We start from the raw sequence: 17,427 nt of genomic DNA, 5'->3' as shown, positions 1-17,427 counted from the left end.
GGTGCGGGCGGGTTGGTCTGCTGCCCGGGCGTCGTGGGGTCAGCGGCCGGTGCCGGCCGCGTGGCCGGCGGGTTGGCGGCTGGTGCGTTCGCGGCAGGTGGCGTCGCGACCGGCGGTGTGGTGTCGGCGGGTGGTGCGGGGCGGGTCGTCGGTGGTGTAGGTGCCGGTGGTGTTGGCGCCGGCGGGGTTGCGGCCGGCGGTGCGGTGTCGACAGGGGGTGCCGGTCGCGTGGCCGGCGGTGCGGCGGCAGGCGGGCTGGAGACCGGCGGCGTGGTGACTGGCGGCGTGCCGGCCGGCGGAGTGCTGGTTGGTGGGCCGGCGACCGGCGGGGCAGTGACCGGTGGGGTGGTGACCGGCGGGGCAGTGATCGGTGGGGTGGTGACCGGGGGCGCGCTGACCGGGGGGTTGGCGGCTGGCGGGGTGTTCACCGTTGGCGTCGGGACTGGTGGCGCGGCGACCGGAGGTGGGGTGACGCGAGGTGTGGTGGCCGGGGGTGTGGTGGCAGCCGGCGGGGCCGCGACCGGTGGTGCGGTGACCGGCGGGGTTGCGACCGGTGGGGTTGCGATCGGTGGTGCGGAGACGGGGGGTGGGGTGACGCGAGGTGTGGTGGCCGGGGGTGTGGTGGCAGCCGGGTTGGCTGGCGGAGTGGCGACCGGTGGGGTGGCGACCGGGGGTGGGGTGGTGACCGTGCTCGGGGCCGGTGGGGTGCTGATGGTCGGCTTCGGCGCGGGCGGCGGTGTGGAAGGTGAAGTGGCCGGGGCCTTGGTGATGTTGCCGTCGCCGGTCGGGGGCTTCGGCGTGTCGAAGACGCCCTTGTCCGACCCGACCGGGACCTTGCTCGGGCGGTCCGGTGCCGGGCTCGCGCTCGGAGCCGCCGCGGGTGGCGGCGTGGCGACCGGTGGCGCCGCCGGTGCGCTCACCGGAGGTGTGACCGCCGGGGACGGCTTCGGGCCGGTCGTGGACGGAGCGGTGGTGGCCGGACCTGCGGCGGGCGGGGCCGTGGTGGGCTGGGCCGTGGTGGGCGGAGCCGTGGTGGTCGGGGAGCTGTTCGGTGTGCCCGCGGTCGGGGTCGGGGCGACCACCGCCGGGGTGCTGGGCGCAGGCGTGCTGATGGTCGGCTTCGGCGCGGGCGGCGGCGTGGAGGGCGAGGCGGTCGGGGCTTTGGTGATGTTGCCGTCGCCGGTCGGGGGCTTGGGTGCGTCGAAGACGCCCTTGCCGGGTCCGCCGGTGAACTTGCTCGAACGGTCCGACCCGCCCGCGGCACCGGGAGCGCCGCCAGGGGCCATCGGGGCGCCGGCCACCGGGGGCACGGCCGGAGCGCTCACCGAGGGCGCGGCACCCGAGGTCGGCTTCGGGCCGGTCGCGGGAGGGGCCGTCGCGGTGCTCGGAGCGCCGCTGCCGGGTACGCCGCTGCCGGGCGCGGTGGTGGTTGGCCCGGTGGTGGTGGGTGCCGAGGCGGTGGGCGTGGCCGGGAGGCCGCCGCCGGGTGCGCTGATGGTCGGCTTCGGCGCGGGCGGCGGCGTGGAGGACGAGCCGGTCGGGGCTTTGGTGATGTTGCCGTCGCCGGTGGGCGGTTTGGGTGCGTCGAAGACGCCCTTGCCGGGCCCGCCGGTGAACTTGCTCGAACGGTCCGACCCGCCCGCCGCACCCGGAGCGCCGCCAGGGGCCATCGGGGCGCCGGCCATCGGGGGAGGCGTCGCACCGGGCGCGCCGGACAGCGCGCCGCCGATGGTGCGGGCCGCCGTGCTCCCGCCCGGCGTGGTGGCGCCGGTCACCGGGCCTGCGCCCGGCGTCGGGCCGCCCTTGACCGCCGGTCCACCGGACGGCGTCGAACCAGGCGGCGTCACGCCGGGCACGCCACCGCCGGGCACACCGCCACCGGGCACACCTCCGCCGCGCGGGCCACCCGTCGACGCCGGAGCACCCGGAACACCGGAGATCGGCCCCACGGACGGTCCGCCCGTGCCGCGCGGTCCGCCGGGCGGCGTCACGCCGGGCGCGCCGGGGAGGTTCTTGACCGGCCCGACCGCCGGTCCGCCGGGCGACTTGGTCGACCCGCCCGAGTTCGGTCCGGACGCGCCGGGGACGTTCGTGATCGGCCCCACGGCCGGTCCGCCGGTGCCGCGCGAGCCACCGGGCGGCGTCACGCCGGGCGCGCCGGGCAGGTTCTTGATCGGCCCGACCGCGGGTCCACCTGGCCCCTTGGCCCCACCGGGCACGGTCGGCCCGGTCGCGCCGGGCAGGTTCTTGATCGGCCCGACCGCGGGTCCGCCGGGCCCCTTGGCCCCACCGGGCACGGTCGGCCCGGTCGCGCCGGGCAGGTTCTTCACCGGTCCGACCGCGGGCCCGCCCGCGCCCTTCGTGCCACCGGTGCCGTTCGGGCCGGTCGCACCGGGCACGTTCTTCACCGGCGTGACGGAAGGCCCGCCCGCGCCCTTGGTCCCGCCGGCGCCGTTCGGCCCCGACGCGCCCGGCACGTTGGTCACCGGCGTGACGGAAGGCCCGCCGGGGCCCTTCACCCCGAGCGGTCCGTTGCCGGGCGAGCCGGGCGGCCGCTGGGCGTTCGAGTTCGGGTCGATCTTGGTGAACTGGTCGCGGGCGAACTGGTCGTTCTGCACGTGCGTCTGCATCGTGGCCTTCAAGCCCGACTGCACGTTGCCCATGGCGCTCGACGCGTTGTTCGCCTGCTTCACCGAGGCGTCGTTGGAGCTGTTCAACGCCGGCACGGCGACGATCCCGATCGGACCGAGGGCGTTGGGCGCGAGCTTGAGCCCCTGCAATCCGCCGGAGATGGCCGCCAACCGGGACTGGAGGTCACCGGCGCGCTTCTGCAAGCCGTCCATGGACGACTCGTTCATGCCGAAGCCGGAGTTGCCGGTCGGCCCGCCCGCGGGCGGCGGTGGCGCGGACGGTGGTGGCGACGACGGGTTGCCCGAGGAGCCCGGGGTCGGGTTTGCGTCGACGCCACCACCGCGTGCCATGGCTGGTTCTCCGGAGTTCTTCGATCAGACCTGGACGGAACTTGTTGACGTCTCGCTCGACGAGGGCTGCGCGAACTTCGACTGGTAGGAGTCGTAGCTCGACTTCGCCGCCTCGCCCGCCGACTTCGCGTCGCCCGCCGCCCGCTCGACGTTCGTGCCCGCCTGCTCGGCCTTGCGCGACGCCTCCTCGGCGGCCTTGATGTCGGCCTCGCTGCCGGAGGCGAACGCCTTGGCATTGGCCTCGGCCGCCGCCGCGTTGGCCGCCGCGAAGTCCACGTTCGCCTGCTCGTACGTGGCGTTCGCCGCCTTCGCCGCGTCGTTCTTGGTCGACATGTCGCTCTCGGCGGACGTGCGCGCCGGGTCGTCCTGGCCCGGGTTGTTGCGCTTGTACTCCTCGTACGCGGCCTTCGCGGCCTCGTCGGAGGGCTTCGCGTCGGTCAGCGCCTGGTTGCTCGCCTTGGCCGCGTCGGCCACGTCGCGGGCTTCCTTCGCCGCCTTCTCCGCCGCCTGGGCGGCCTCGCCGCGCGCCGCGTCCGCCTCGACCTTGGCCGCCTCGTACTTGGCCATCGCCGCGTCCCGGCCCGCCTGGTCACCGCGCGCGGCGGCGGCGTTGGCCTCTTCGACGTACGAGTTGGCCTTGGCGTTGGCCTCGCTCGCCTTCGTGGCCGCCGCGTTCACGTCCTCGTTGGCCTTCTTGGCCTCCTCGGCGGCCTTGGCCTCGTCCTCCTTGGCCTTGCTGTACCGGTCGTTGGCCTCCTCGGCCTTCTTGTTGGCGTCGCTGACCTTGTCGTCCTGCACGTCCTTGGCCAACGCCTTGTCGATCTCGCGGTCGACGCCCTTCTGCGCCTTCCACGACTCGTAGCCGACCTCGGCCACGTCGGCGATGTTCTCGAACCGGTTCCAGCCCTTGCCGACGCTCTCGGTGATGTCGTCGAGGTTCTTGATCCGGCCCATCTGCCTGCCGAGCGCGGCGGTGAGCCGAGCGATCCGGGACGCGATGTTCACGCCCAGCGCCACGGCCTTGCCGACCGCGAAGCCGATGTAGGCGGCGATCGACGCGCCGAAGGTGATGACCGCGGTGGCGGCGGCGATCAGCGCGCCCGCCAGCAGCGACCCGAGCAGCTGGGCGATCAGGTCGCGCACGATGTCGCGCAGCACCGACACCAGCACGCCGCAGATGGCGACGATCTTGGCCTTCTGCTCGACGGCGTTGGCCAGCGCGTCCAGCTCCTGGCCCATCGACTCCATGTTCTTCTGGAACGCCTCGGACGACGCGCCGGTCCACCCGTCGAACGTGGCCAGCTCGCGCCGGTGGTCCTCGGCCAGCACGCGCAGCTCGGCGGCCTGCTTCTTGGTCGCCTCGACGTTGGCGTTGATCTCGTCAGGGTCGCCCATGAGCTGGTCGAGCGGTTCCTTCAGGAACGACACGTGCTCGATCAGCCAGCCGATGCCCGCACCCAGGATCGTGCCGAACGGGTCGACCGCCAGCATGGCCATGGACGACGCCGTGCCGATCGCGGCGAACGTGATGTCCAGCGCCTTCTCGGTCTCGGTCTCCGCGTCCTTGCCGATGGTGGTGATCATCTCGTCCCAGGCCGAGATGAACAGCGAGCCCTTGAACTTGTTCTGCTCGGTGATCTCCATGCCCGGCGGCGAGGCGATCGGGGTGTCGGGGGCGGTCATCGCTCAGGGTCTCCTCGTCACCAGGGCTGGTTGTCGTCGTCCTCGTCGTCACCGGGGCGCGAGGGGCGCGCCGGGCGCGACGGGGTCTGCGGCTGGCCGCCGTACGGGGTCTGCGGCTGACCGCTGTACGGGGCCGGGGTCGGGGCGTGGGTCGCCGTCGGGGCCGGCGGCGCGGGCTCGGCCTCGGGCGCGGCGTAGTCGTCGCGATCGTCGTCGTCGTCGACCTCGTCGGTCGGGATGGCGTCGCTGACCATCCGCATGGCCTCGGTGCCCTCGCCGAGCGGCTCGAACGCCGCCATCACCTGCTGCGCGGCCTGCTTCTGCGCGACCTTGGCCGTCTGCATGATCAGGGCGGTGAGGCGGGCGGAGCCGAGCTCGGTCGCCCGGTGGCCGAGCTGGATGTTCAGCAGGCCGCCGTTCGGGCCGACGGTGATGGTCACCGCGCCGTCCGGGCTCGACGCCGTGGCCTGCGAGTTCTCGAAGTTCTCCTGGAGGTCGGCCGACTTCCGCTGGAGATCGGCCAGCTTTGCCTCGAAGTTGTCGAGCCACTGCTGGGGGTCCAAGTCAACCTCCTGGGGGGGATATCGGTGCAGGGTGGAGTGCACCGGAGCCCGCCAACGCCGCTCCAACGCCTCACCAACGGGTCAACCCTGCGGGGCTCCGAACCCCGGTCGGCCCGCGGTCACCGACCGGCCACCTCACCCGGTCCGCGTATTGACACTGAGTAATCGGCTACAACGCGGGGAAGTCGCGCTATCACTACGAGTGGCGGAGTCGCCCGATGGCACCAACGATTAGGTCACGTGCGGACCGGTGCGTGCGCGGGGGTCATTACTACGGGGTACGGTTCGCCACTCGGAAGCCCTGACGGCCCCGCCGTCGGGATTTGTCTGCTCCTAGCCGGAGCAGGGAGGGAGACGAGCCGTGCGTCGTCGAATGCGTGGCCTCGCGGTGGCCGCGATCGCGCTGACCAGCGTTCTCACGATGGCCGCCTGCGCCAAGGACACCGGTGGCAACAACACCGGTACCGGGTCCACCAACACCGCCGAGGGCTGCAAGCTGGCTGACAAGCCGCCGGCCGCCACCGCGACCTCCAGCAGCGCCGCGTCGGGCGAGAAGGTCGACGGCAGCGCGCTCAAGGTGGGCCTGGCCTACGACATCGGCGGTCGGGGCGACGCGTCGTTCAACGACTCCGCGGCGGCGGGCCTGGACAAGGCCAAGGCGGACTTCGGCATCGCCGAGGTCAAGGAGCTGACCGCCGCGCCGAACGAGCCGGAGGACGCCAAGCAGACCCGGCTGCGCCAGCTCGCGAGCGAGGGCTTCAACCCGATCATCGGGGTCGGCTTCGCCTACGCCGAGTCGCTGAAGGTCGTCGCGCCGGAGTTCCCGGCCGTCAAGTTCGCGATCGTCGACGGCGCGGTCGAGGGCGCGGCGAACGTCACGCCGCTGCTGTTCGCCGAGGAGCAGGGCTCCTTCCTGGCCGGCGTCATCGCCGCCTACAAGTCGAAGGCCTGCCACGTGGGCTTCGTCGGCGGTGTGGAGATCCCGCTGATCCAGAAGTTCGACGCGGGCTTCGCCCAGGGCGCCAAGACCGCCGCCCCCGACATCAAGATCGAGAAGAAGTACCTGACCCCGGCCGGCGACTTCACCGGTTTCCAGGACCCGGCCAAGGGCCAGGAGGCCGCGACCGGCCAGGTCGAGGCGGGCGCGGACGTGCTCTACCACGCCGCCGGCGCCTCCGGTAAGGGCGTGTTCTCCGCCGCGAAGTCGGGCAACGCGCTCGCCATCGGCGTCGACTCCGACCAGTACAACCAGAAGACGGTCGAGGAGTCCAAGGACGTCATCGTCTCGTCCATGCTCAAGCGGGTCGACGTCGCGGTGTACGACTTCGTCAAGGCGGTCGCCCAGAACGACCTGGCGAGCCTGCCGAAGGTGTTCGACCTGTCCGTGGACGGCGTCGGCTACTCCACCTCCGGCGGCAAGATCGACGACAACCTGAAGGCGGTCCTCGAGGGCTACAAGGCCCAGATCATCGAGGGCAAGATCAAGGTCGAGTCCACGCCGTAACGACACCACCCGGCCTCCGGCGCACTGGGCCCTGCGAGCACCCTCGCGGGGCCCAGTGCGTGGTTAACCCCGGCGCAGCCGGAGATCAGACGGAGCTTCCATGAGCGTCACAACCCCTGCCGTCGTCCTGTCGGGCATCACCAAGCGCTTCCCGGGGGTCGTCGCCAACAGCGACGTCCACCTCAGCGTGCAGGTCGGCGAGGTGCACGCGCTGTGCGGCGAGAACGGCGCCGGCAAGTCCACCCTGATGAAGATCCTGTACGGGATGCAGCAGCCCGACGAGGGCACCATCGAGGTGGCGGGCGAGCAGGTCCGGTTCCGCACCCCCGCCGACGCGATCAAGGCCGGCATCGGCATGGTGCACCAGCACTTCATGCTCGCCGACAACCTGACCGTGCAGGAGAACGTCGTCCTCGGCGCGGAATCGCTGCACGGCATCGGCGGCAGGGCGCGCAAGCGGATCCTGGAGCTGGCCGAGGCCACCGGCCTGACCGTCGACCCCGGCGTGCTCGTCGAACGCCTCGGCGTGGCCGACCGGCAGCGGGTCGAGATCCTCAAGGTGCTCTACCGGGGCGCCAAGGTCATCATCCTGGACGAGCCGACCGCGGTGCTCGTGCCGCAGGAGGTGGACGAGCTGTTCGCCACCCTGCGCGGCATGCAGCGGCAGGGGTTCACGTTCCTGTTCATCTCGCACAAGCTCGACGAGGTCCGCTCGATCGCCGACTCCGTCACGATCATCCGCCGCGGCACGACCGTCGGCACCGCCGACCCGAAGGCCGTCAGCTCGCGCCAGCTGGCCGAGATGATGGTCGGCAGCGAGCTGCCCAGCCCGGAGACGCGCGAATCGACCGTCACCGACCGCGTCGTGCTCCAGGTGGAGAACCTGGGCCTGGTCGCGGCGGAGGGCACCCGGCCCGTGCTCGACGACATCGACCTGGTCGTGCGCGCGGGCGAGATCGTCGGCATCGCGGGCGTCGAGGGCAACGGGCAGACCGAGCTGGTCGAGACGATCATGGGCATGCGCAAGGCGCACCACGGCCGGGTGCTGCTCGGCGACCGCGACCTCACCAGGCTCGGCACGCTCGCCCGCCGCGAAGCGGGCATCGGCTACATCCCCGAGGACCGGCACCGCCAGGGCCTGCTGCTCACCCAGCCGCTGTGGGCCAACCGCATCCTCGGCCACCAGACCCGCCGCCCCGTGTCGAAGGGCCAGTGGCTCGACCTCGCGGGCGCGAAGCAGGACACCGAGCGCATCGTCGAGGACTTCGACGTGCGGACGCCGGGCATCGACGTGGCCGCCGTCGCGCTGTCCGGCGGCAACCAGCAGAAGCTCGTGGTCGGCCGTGAGCTGTCCGGCGACCCCGTGCTGCTCATCGCGTCGCACCCCACGCGCGGCGTCGACGTCGGCGCGCAGGCCTTGATCTGGGACGAGATCCGCGCCGCCCGCGCCCGCGGCCTCGCCGTGCTGCTGATCTCGGCGGACCTGGACGAGCTGATCGGCCTGTCCGACACCATCCGGGTGATGCTGCGCGGCCGGCTCGTCGCGGACGCCGACCCGGCCACGGTCACCCCGGAAGACCTCGGCAGCGCCATGACCGGCGCGGGCACCGGCGCCACGAGCGCCGCCGCCGCCGACCAGGCGTCGGAATCGGAAGGCGAGTAATGGGAATTCTGCGCGGCAAACTGCTGCCGCCCGTGCTGGCGATCCTGTTCTCCGCCCTGCTGTGCGGTATCGCGCTGGTCGTGTCCGGCGCGAACCCGCTGCGGGCGTTCGGGGCGATGTTCGCGCAGGTCGGCGAGGGCACCACGGCCGTCGACATCGTCAACAGCACCGGCACCTACTACATCGCGGCGCTGGCGGTGGCGATCGGGTTCCAGATGAACCTGTTCAACATCGGCGTCGAGGGCCAGTACCGGGTCGCGGCGGTCGTCGCGGCCGTGGTCGGCGGCTCGATCGCCCTGCCGCCCGGCCTGCACGCCCTGGTGATCATCCTGACGGCCGCCGTCGCGGGCGCGCTGTGGGCCGCGATCCCGGCGATCCTCAAGGTGACCCGCGGTGTCAACGAGGTCATCTCCACGATCATGATGAACGGCCTGGCGCTCGGCCTGGCCGCGTACCTGATCGGCGCGGACGTGTTCGGCGAGCTGCGCGGCAACAACATCCGCACGCCGGAGATCCCGGAGAGCGGCTGGGTGCCCGGCATTCCGCTCGGCTCGTCCGGCACCGTGTTCGGCCTGGTGTTCCTGGCCGCGCTGCTGGGCATCGGCTACTGGGTGATGATGAACCGCACCCGGTTCGGCTTCGAGCTGCGGGCCTCGGGTGAGTCGTCCACGGCCGCCGCCGCGGGTGGCGTGAACGCCAAGAAGATGGTGCTGATCGCCATGCTGCTCTCGGGCGGCATCGCGGGCCTCGTCTCCATGCCGGAGATCCTGGGCCGCGACCACACCTACAACCTGAACTTCCCGGCGGGCATCGGCTTCTCCGGCATCGCGATCGCGCTGCTCGGGCGCAACCACCCCGGCGGCATCGCGTTCGGCGCGCTGCTGTGGGCGTTCCTGGACAAGTCGGGCCTGGCGCTGGACAACGTGGGCGTGCCCCGCGAGATCGTGACGATCATGCAAGGGGCGATCGTGCTGTCGGTCGTCGTCGCGTACGAGGTGGTCCGCCGGTTCGAACTGGCCGCGCAGCAGCGGCAGGTCGGCCGGCAGCTCGGAACGGTGGATGCGGCATGAGCACTTCCTTGATGAACCCGTCCGAGGCCCCTTCCACCGTCCCGCCGCCGCGCAAGGCGCGGCGGATCCCCGGCTGGGCCGTCGGCGCGCTGGGCGTGGCGGGCGCGGTCGTGCTGCTGTCCACCACGTCGTACCTGACGGGTGTGCCGCAGCTGACGTCCACCGGCACCATCCAGACCGCGGTGCGGTTGGCGCTGCCGATCCTCCTGGCGGCCCTCGGCGGCCTGTGGGCGGAACGCGCGGGCGTGGTGAACATCGGCCTCGAAGGCATGATGATCATGGGCACGTGGGGTGCGGCGTGGGCCGGCTACCAGTGGGGCCCGTGGGCGGCGCTGGTGTCGGCGGCCGTGTTCGGCGCGCTGGGCGGTCTCCTGCACGCCATCGCCACGGTGACGTTCGGGGTCAACCACATCGTGTCCGGTGTGGCGATCAACCTGCTCGGCGCGGGCCTGACCAAGTACCTCTCCACGCTGATCTTCTTCCCGCTGTCGAACAACCCGCGCGAGTCGCCCGCCGTGCCGAAGTTCGACACCTACTCCGCGTCGGGGCTGTCCGAGTGGCTCGGCGAGCTCGAGGCGCAGCAGCGAGTGGGCCTGTCCGACGTCGCCGGCATCCTGCGCGGCCTCGTCACCGGTGTGTCCCCGCTGACCATGCTGGCGATCCTGCTGGTGATCGGCAGCTACCTGGTGCTGTGGCGGACCCGGTTCGGCCTGCGGCTGCGGTCGTGCGGCGAGAACCCGGTGGCCGCGGAGTCCCTCGGCGTCAACGTCTACCTCTACAAGTACGTCGCGGTGATCTCCTCGGGCGCGCTCGCCGGCATCGGCGGCGCGGCCCTCGTGCTCAACCCCGGCCAACCCGGCTACCTCGAGGGCCAGACCAACGGCCGCGGGTTCATCGGCCTCGCCGCGATGATCTTCGGCAACTGGCGGCCCGGCGGCCTGCTCGGCGGCGCGGCCCTGTTCGGCTACGCCGACGGGTTGCAGCTGCGGTCGGGCGGCAAGACGTTCCTCGCGCTGATCTACGGCGCGGTGCTGCTGCTCGTGGTGATCGTCATCTGGCAGCTGGTCCGCCGCCGCTGGTTCGCCGCCGCGTTCGGCATCCTGGCCGCCGGCCTGCTCTACGCCGTGTACTACTCGGTGGACGAGGTGCCGAGCGAGCTGACCACCTACGCGCCCCACCTGGTGACGCTGGTCGTCCTCGCGGTCGCCTCCCAGCGATTGCGCATGCCCGCGGCGGACGGGGTGGTGTACCGCCGTGGTTGACCTCGACTGGGACGTCCTGCGGACCCGTGCCGTCGAGGCCGCGCAGTCCGCCTACTGCCCCTACTCCGGGCTCCAGGTGGGCGCGGCGGCCCTGTGCGACGACGGCCGCATCGTGGTCGGCTGCAACGTGGAGAACGCCGCCTACGGCGTGGGCCTGTGCGCCGAGTGCACGTTGGCCGGCCAGTTCGTGCTCAGCGGCGGCGGCAAGCTCGTCGCCCTCGCGTGCCGCAGCGGCACGGGTGAGCTGCTGATGCCGTGCGGCCGGTGCCGCCAGGTGATCTACGAGCTGGGCGGCGCGCCGTGCCTGATCGACACCCCGTCCGGGGTGCTGCCGATGAGCAGGGTGCTGCCCGACGCGTTCGGCCCGGAGGATTTGCCATGACCCACACCGCTGTCGACGTGATCCGGGCCAAGCGTGACGGCGACCGCCTGACCGACGCCCAGATCGACTGGGTCGTGGACGCCTACACCCGGGGCGTGGTGGCCGACGAGCAGATGTCGGCGCTGGCCATGGCGATCTTCCTGAACGGCATGGACTCCGCCGAGACCGCCCGGTGGACCCACGCCATGATCAACTCCGGGGAGAAGCTGACGCTGGACGTCGGCCGCCCCACCGTGGACAAGCACTCCACGGGCGGGGTGGGCGACAAGATCACCCTGCCCCTCGCGCCCCTGGTCGCCGCCTGCGGCGCCGCCGTGCCCCAGCTCTCCGGCCGCGGCCTCGGCCACACCGGCGGCACGCTCGACAAGCTCGAAGCCATCCCCGGCTGGCGGGCGCAGCTCTCGGTCGACGAGGTCGTCGCGCAACTGCGCTCGGTGGGCGCCGTCATCTGCGCCGCGACCTCCGGCCTCGCCCCGGCCGACAAGAAGCTGTACGCGCTGCGCGACGTGACCGGGACCGTCGAGGCGATCCCGCTGATCGCCTCGTCCATCATGTCGAAGAAGATCGCCGAGGGCGCCGAGGCGCTGGTCCTGGACGTCAAGGTCGGCTCCGGCGCGTTCATGAAGTCCCTCGACCAGGCCCGTGCGCTGGCCACGGCGCTGGTGTCGATCGGCGTCGACCACGGACTGCGCGTGTCGGCCCTGCTGACCGACATGTCCGTGCCACTGGGCCGTGCCGTGGGCAACGCGGTCGAGGTCGCCGAGTCGATCGAGGTCCTGCGCGGCGGCGGCCCGTCCGACGTGGTGGACCTGACCGTCGCCCTGGCCGAGGAGATGCTGTCCCGCGCGGGCATCTCCGCGTCACCGCGCGAGGTCCTGGCCTCCGGCGAGGCCTACGAGACGTGGGCCAGGATGATCAGGGCCCAGGGCGGCGACCCGGACGCCCCGCTCCCGCTCGCCCGCCACGAGCACGTCGTCACGGCACCTTCGGACGGCTACCTGACCAAGCTGGACGCCTACGCCGTGGGCGTCGCGGCCTGGCGACTGGGCGCCGGCCGCGCCCGCAAGGAGGACCCGGTCCAACCGGGCGCCGGCGTCCTGTGCCTGGCCAAACCGGGCGACCGGCTCGCCGAGGGCCAACCGCTCCTGCTGCTGCGCACCGACACCCCGGACGCCATCCCCGCCGCCCTGGACTCGCTGTCCGGCGGCTACGACATCGGTCCCGCCGCACCTGCCGCGACACCCCTGGTCATCGACACGATCCGGGGCTGAGCGCCGCACGACGACAAGGCCCGGACCCGCGTCGAGCGGACCGGGCCTTGTCAGCGCCGACAACCGAGCGCTCCACGCACGAGACGAGGCCCGGTCCGCTCGATGCGGACCGGGCCTCGTCGGGCAGCACGGTCAGGCGCCCTCGGCGGTCAGGTCGTCGTCGTCCAGGTTCCGGTTCTCGCCGGGCTTGGTCCCGTTCTTCCGGGTCCGCCGCTGAGGCCGCGGCAGGGCGGTGGGCGGCGGGGGCGGGGTCGGGGAGCCGCCGCCGAGGATCAGCTCGGCGAAGGTCGCCATCGCCTCGTCCAGCTGGCCGCCGATGCGCAGCTCCGACTCCTGGTTGCTCTTGCGCACCAGGCCTGCCAGCGAGTCGGCGTCGGGCCGGGTCGACAGCGTGCCCTCGACCTTGGCGATGCCCTGCTCCACCACGCCGGACAGCTCGCCGAGCCGCGACGCGAAGTCGTCCTCCACCGAGTCGAGCCGGGTCGCCATGGTGTCGAGCCGGGACGTCACCTGCTCCAGGCGCTGCGCCAGCGCCTCCAGCCGGTCCGTCGCGTCGACCTGGTCGCGCGTCTCGTCCAGCGCCGCGTGCAGCGCCTCGCGGGCCTCGTCCAGCTTGCCCGTCATCGTGCTGCGCGTGTCCGCCAACGACGCCACGAGCGACTCGCGCGTCTCGGTCAACGACGCGTGCAGCCCGTCCCGGGTGCTGGTGAGGTTGTCCCGGGCCTCGTCCAGCTTGCCGTTCAGGCCGTTCGCCGACTCCGTGACGGACCGCTGCAACGCCTCGCGCGTGCCGTCGAGGTGCTCGTGCACGCCCTCGTCGACCTCGTCCAGGCGACCGCGCAGCGCGGCCTCCAACGCCTCGATCCGCTCCCGCAACGGCCCGGTCACCGCGCCCGGCACCTGCTCGACCTTGCCGTCCTGCTTGTCCAGGTGGCCGTCGAGGTCGTCGAGGCGCTTGTGGATGTGGGAGAGCTTGTCCTCCAGGCCGTCCATCCGCCCGGCGACACCCTCGAACCGGCCCGTCACCCCGTCGAGCCGACCGTCGAGCTGCGCGAACGGCTTGGCGAGCTTGTCGACCAGGCCCTCGACGGCCCGGCCGATGCCCTGCACCGCGTTGTCCTGCGCCTCCAGCTTGGCCAGCGCCTCGTCCAGCCGCTCGGCCAGCACGCTGACCTCGGTCCGGTCGGGCAGCTCGGACAGGCGCTTGCGAACGGAACCCAGCGACTCGAGCGGGGACATCCGCGCGTGGATCTCGTCCAGTGCGTCGAAGATCTGCTGCTGTTCGCTCTCACGGATCTCCGCGGCGCGCGTGAGCATGTTGCGCATCCGATCGAAGGACATCGTGGAGTTGTTGTTCTCGTTCACGGCTCGGGTGCCTTCGTCCAGGGGAGGGGAGACCTCCGGGAGCCTAACCAGGTTGGGGCGGTGGGCAGTAGCGCCCCCCGACCGGGACCGCCTGGATCGACCTAGCGTGTACTCCGTTGGAGTGACCGTCGCCGACCTTACCCCAAGGTAACCGGCAGCGTGCTTGTGACTGCTCCCGGTAAGCATCCGCCGTGTGAGTGACTAAAGCCCGGTCAGCGGTAGCGGAAAGTTCTGCATCACGAGTGCACAACAGGTTCAGTGCAGCGAAAGCGGCACCTGATCGAGTGGTTATGAACACACCCGGTAACGCCGGGGTGATCATACCGGTTGATGATCAACGCGGACCGGAACGACACGGCGTGTCACCGGTATACGGTGACGCCCATGCCGACCCCGCTGACCCAGGAAGACCTTCGCCGCGCGCCGAAGGTGCTCCTGCACGACCACCTCGACGGTGGCCTCCGCCCGCAGACGGTGATCGAACTCGCCGAGGCCTGCGGCCACCAGGGCTTGCCCACCACGGACCCGGTCGCGCTGGGCGCGTGGTTCCGCGACAACGCCAACTCCGGCTCGCTGGTCCGCTACCTGGAGGGCTTCGCGCACACGTGCGGCGTCATGCAGGACGAGTCCTCGCTGGTGCGCGTCGCCTCCGAGGCCGTGCAGGACCTCGCCGCCGACGGTGTCGTCTACGCCGAGATCCGCTACGCGCCCGAGCTGTTCACCGACAAGGGCCTGAGCATGGAGCAGGCGGTCGAGGCGGTGCAGGAGGGCTTCCGCCAGGGCGAGGCCGCGTCCGGCGGCCGCATCAGGGTCGGCACGCTGCTGTGCGCGATGCGCCAGAACGACGGCTGGCAGCGCATCGCCGACCTGGTCGTCCGCTACCGGGACGCGGGCGTCGTCGGCTTCGACATCGCGGGCCCCGAGGCCGGGTTCCCGCCGAGCAAGGAGCTGTCCGCGTTCGAGTACCTGCGGCAGCAGAACGCGCACTTCACCATCCACGCGGCCGAGGCCTCCGGCGCGGAGTCGGCGTGGGAGGCCGTGCAGCTCGCGGGCGCGGAGCGGTTGGGCCACGGCGTGCGGCTGGCCGAGGACATCCAGGGCGACGAGGTCGGCCCGCTGGCCGCCTACGTGCGCGACCGGCGCATCGCGCTGGAGATGTGCCCGACGTCGAACGTGCACACCGGCGCGGTGGCGTCGCTGGCCGAGCACCCGATCAAGCGGATGGCCGACCTCGGCTTCCGGGTCACCGTGAACACCGACAACCGCCTGATGAGCGACGTGTCGATGACCGGCGAGTTCGCCACCGTGGTCGAGCAGTTCGGCTTCGGCTGGGAGGACCTGCGCAAGTTCACCGTCAACGCCGCCAAGGCCGCGTTCATCTCGCACGACGAGCGCCGCGCGCTGATCCAGGACGTGATCGAGCCGGCGTACGCCGCCCTGGCGAAGTAACGCGGACCGCACGAAGCAGCAGAGGTCGCGGGCTCCGATGGCTGCCCGCGACCTCTGCTGCTCAGCACCGCTCTTCAGCGTGCTCTAGTGCACCTTGAGCCGGTCCTCGAACGCCGCCACGAGCGTCCGCCACGCCACCTGCTCGTCGTCGAACGGCGCGCTGGGCGCCAGTCGCGTCGGGTCCGGCTTGAGCACGTAGGACACCAGCCACCCCAGCCGCTCGGACTGGTTCAGCGCCACCTTCACGGTGTCGTCGTTGGCCCACTCGCCCGCGTCCTCCAGCAGTTCGACCACGAGGTCGAGCTGCGTCGGGTCGATCGCGTCCGGGCCGTCGGCGATGTCCTCGTCCAGGCCGGTGAGCACGTAGACGTTGTCCGGGTCGACCTCGACGTCCAGGTCGCCGCCGGTGGCTTTGGTGACCAGCTCGCCCCAGGTCGACACCTCGGCCAGGTCGTTGTCGTCGGCCTCGACGATGAACCGGGCCAGCGCGCGCGGCGAGCCGAACACGTCGATGCGGCCCTTGCGGCCGAGGAAGACCGGGTGGTCGTCCAGGTAGCAGCGCAGCGTGTAGTACTCGCCCGCGCCACTGATGATCTTGATCGGGTCGATGCCGACCTCGCCCCAGAAGCCGACCGGCTCGTCGCCGTCCTCTTCGTCCTCGTCCGCGGCGGCCGCCGCGGCGGCGTTGGCCTCCTCGAACTCGGCCAGTTCGTCCTGCGCGGCCTTGAGCGCGGTCTCGTCGACCTCCGGCGTGGCCACGACCTCGTCGATCGCGTCCAGCACCTCGTCCCACTTCTCCGCGACGACCTCGGAGATCTCGGTCCACAACGCCTGACCCTCGCGGCCGGTGAACGGCAGCGTGCCCTGCGGGAGCAGCGCGAAGCCCTCCGCCGAGTCGAGGATCTCGTGCACCTTCTCCAGCTCGCAGACGTCCGCCAGCGACCGCACGATGGAGATCACGTCGGCGAGCTCGCCGATGACCCAGGTGTCGGGCTCCTCGGAGACCAGCTCGGGCACGCCGACCAGGTCGAACTGGTGGTTGTCGTCCGGCGACAGCTCACCGACCGACAGCGCGGGCACGACGTGCCACGCCGGGTGGTCGGTCAGGTCGTGCTCTTCGGCCTTGCGCACGAACGCCGCCAAGTGCGCGGCATCGGGGAACGCGTACAGGTCCTCCTCGTGGCCGAGGAAGGCTTCCCACTCCTCGCCCTCTTCCCGCCAGCGCGGGGCCCACAGGGTGACGACATCACCCTGGGTGAGCCCCAGCTCGATCGGGACGATGTCCTGTGCCATCCGACCTCCCGGTCACGCCATGCCCCTTTGCGATGCGGGGGCAAGAGTACGGGGTCGATCACGCGCTACTGCCGTTGACCACGGAAAGGGTCCGCGAAGTAGTCGTCGTCGTCCGTTTCCTCCGGTTGGGGACGGGCCGCGGGACGGCTCCCGACCTGCCCGGCCCACGGCGGCGCGGTGGGCCCCGCCGTCCTCGGCCGGAGCGCCGCCGGTGGCGTGACCTGCGGTTCGGCGGGCACGGGCGGGGTCTGCGCCGTCCGCAGCGGCGGCGGACCGGCGAACGCCTCCACCGCCATCGCCAGGCCGTCGCCCAACGACTTCGCCAACTCGTTGTAGCTCTTCTGCACCGCCGCGTCCGTCGCCAGCCGCGCCGTCTCCACGACCAGCCTGCCGACCGCGTCCGGACCCTGCGCCAACGCGTTCGGGTGCAGGTCGAGCGCCTTCAGCTCACCCGACGCGGTCGCCGTGGCGCGGGCCAGCCGGGTGGGGTGCTCGGCGCTGCCCGTGGTGCGGGCCAGCACTTCGGTCAGGCCTTCGGCCGCCGCGAGCCGTTGTTCCTGCGTCACCGGGACTCCCTCGGGTGCGCGCCGCCGAACCCGTCGTCGTCGTCCGGACCGCGTTCGAAACCGATCTCGGCCAACGCCCGCACCGCCGCCGGGTCGGCCACGCGCTCCAGCGCCCGGTGCACGCGCGACGCCGCGTCACGGGACGCCCGCGCCGACACGCGCAGGATCTCGTCCGCCAACGCCCGCGGTCCCATGTTCAACGCCGACGGCGAGACCCGCACCTCCTGCGGCGGTCCGCCGGGCGTCGTGACGACCGTGACCGCGCCGTCGGGTGACGACGCCCGGCCGCGCACCGGACCGGTGCGCGCCACGTGCTCGGCGACCCGTCGCCCGGTGTCGGCGACCCGCTGGGCCGCCCGCTGCGTCTCGTCCACG

Annotated in this window: 14 protein-coding genes; 8 read left to right on the top strand and 6 right to left on the bottom strand. The window is 72.3% G+C overall.

The genetic code is table 11. From position 1 onward, the window contains the following. Window positions 1–681: 681 nt before the first annotated feature. Window positions 682–3,069 (top strand): hypothetical protein, encoded by a 2,388-nt coding sequence (locus IOD16_RS32965; RefSeq protein ID WP_201437614.1) that lies wholly within the window; start codon window positions 682–684, stop codon window positions 3,067–3,069. On the opposite strand, the gene IOD16_RS32960 is transcribed toward IOD16_RS32965, so the two are convergent. Continuing rightward, window positions 3,006–4,664: a hypothetical protein gene (locus tag IOD16_RS32960; RefSeq protein WP_201437613.1), complete on the bottom strand. Its 1,659-nt coding sequence runs from the start codon at window positions 4,662–4,664 to the stop codon at window positions 3,006–3,008. The genes IOD16_RS32965 and IOD16_RS32960 overlap by 64 nt on opposite strands. 17 nt (window positions 4,665–4,681) lie before the next feature. After that, complete coding sequence (locus tag IOD16_RS32955; RefSeq protein ID WP_201437612.1) at window positions 4,682–5,227, bottom strand: YbaB/EbfC family nucleoid-associated protein; 546 nt, start codon at window positions 5,225–5,227, stop codon at window positions 4,682–4,684. A gap of 373 nt (window positions 5,228–5,600) precedes the next feature. Between IOD16_RS32955 and IOD16_RS32950 the strand changes: the two genes are divergently transcribed. The 6 genes from IOD16_RS32950 (at window position 5,601) to IOD16_RS32925 (ending at window position 12,379) form a co-directional block, all read left to right on the top strand. Then, window positions 5,601–6,731 carry a BMP family lipoprotein gene (locus IOD16_RS32950; RefSeq protein ID WP_123745411.1) on the top strand — a complete coding sequence of 377 codons (1,131 nt, stop codon included), beginning with the start codon at window positions 5,601–5,603 and terminating at the stop codon, window positions 6,729–6,731. A gap of 100 nt (window positions 6,732–6,831) precedes the next feature. Further along, entirely contained in the window at window positions 6,832–8,394 is a 1,563-nt protein-coding gene (locus tag IOD16_RS32945; protein WP_123745412.1) for an ABC transporter ATP-binding protein, read from the top strand. Continuing rightward, window positions 8,394–9,464, top strand: a complete 1,071-nt coding sequence (locus tag IOD16_RS32940; protein WP_123745413.1) for an ABC transporter permease — start codon at window positions 8,394–8,396, stop codon at window positions 9,462–9,464. Before IOD16_RS32945 ends, IOD16_RS32940 begins: the two co-directional genes overlap by 1 nt. Next, the gene (locus IOD16_RS32935; protein WP_123745414.1) at window positions 9,461–10,726 is read left to right on the top strand and encodes an ABC transporter permease; all 1,266 of its coding nucleotides are present in this window, start codon (window positions 9,461–9,463) and stop codon (window positions 10,724–10,726) included. The genes IOD16_RS32940 and IOD16_RS32935 overlap by 4 nt, the downstream gene beginning before the upstream one ends. Beyond that, a complete protein-coding gene (locus tag IOD16_RS32930) occupies window positions 10,719–11,108 on the top strand; it encodes a cytidine deaminase (RefSeq protein WP_123745415.1) in 390 nt (129 codons plus the stop codon). The genes IOD16_RS32935 and IOD16_RS32930 overlap by 8 nt, the downstream gene beginning before the upstream one ends. Beyond that, complete coding sequence (locus IOD16_RS32925) at window positions 11,105–12,379, top strand: thymidine phosphorylase (RefSeq protein WP_201437611.1); 1,275 nt, start codon at window positions 11,105–11,107, stop codon at window positions 12,377–12,379. Before IOD16_RS32930 ends, IOD16_RS32925 begins: the two co-directional genes overlap by 4 nt. A gap of 132 nt (window positions 12,380–12,511) precedes the next feature. Here the strand turns inward: IOD16_RS32925 and IOD16_RS32920 are convergent, their stop codons facing one another. Next, entirely contained in the window at window positions 12,512–13,720 is a 1,209-nt protein-coding gene (locus tag IOD16_RS32920) for an apolipoprotein A1/A4/E family protein (protein WP_236594526.1), read from the bottom strand. Between the two features lie 408 nt (window positions 13,721–14,128). Here IOD16_RS32920 and IOD16_RS32915 point away from each other — a divergent pair, with 408 nt between their 5' ends. Next, window positions 14,129–15,193 (top strand): adenosine deaminase, encoded by a 1,065-nt coding sequence (locus tag IOD16_RS32915; protein ID WP_201437610.1) that lies wholly within the window; start codon window positions 14,129–14,131, stop codon window positions 15,191–15,193. Between the two features lie 84 nt (window positions 15,194–15,277). Here the strand turns inward: IOD16_RS32915 and IOD16_RS32910 are convergent, their stop codons facing one another. From IOD16_RS32910 to IOD16_RS32900, 3 genes are all read right to left on the bottom strand, one after another. Continuing rightward, window positions 15,278–16,486 carry a primosomal protein gene (locus IOD16_RS32910; protein WP_123745419.1) on the bottom strand — a complete coding sequence of 403 codons (1,209 nt, stop codon included), beginning with the start codon at window positions 16,484–16,486 and terminating at the stop codon, window positions 15,278–15,280. Window positions 16,487–16,551: 65 nt separating this feature from the next. Further along, entirely contained in the window at window positions 16,552–17,052 is a 501-nt protein-coding gene (locus tag IOD16_RS32905) for a YbaB/EbfC family nucleoid-associated protein (protein WP_201437609.1), read from the bottom strand. Next, complete coding sequence (locus tag IOD16_RS32900) at window positions 17,049–17,426, bottom strand: YbaB/EbfC family nucleoid-associated protein (RefSeq protein WP_201437608.1); 378 nt, start codon at window positions 17,424–17,426, stop codon at window positions 17,049–17,051. The genes IOD16_RS32905 and IOD16_RS32900 overlap by 4 nt, the downstream gene beginning before the upstream one ends. Window position 17,427 lies beyond the last annotated feature (1 nt).

Origin of the sequence: Saccharothrix sp. 6-C, from assembly GCF_016695385.1 — a bacterium.
GTDB lineage: Bacteria > Actinomycetota > Actinomycetes > Mycobacteriales > Pseudonocardiaceae > Actinosynnema > Actinosynnema texasense.
Note: the sequence above shows the minus strand (reverse complement) of the source record. Positions and strands in the feature narration are given on the sequence as shown.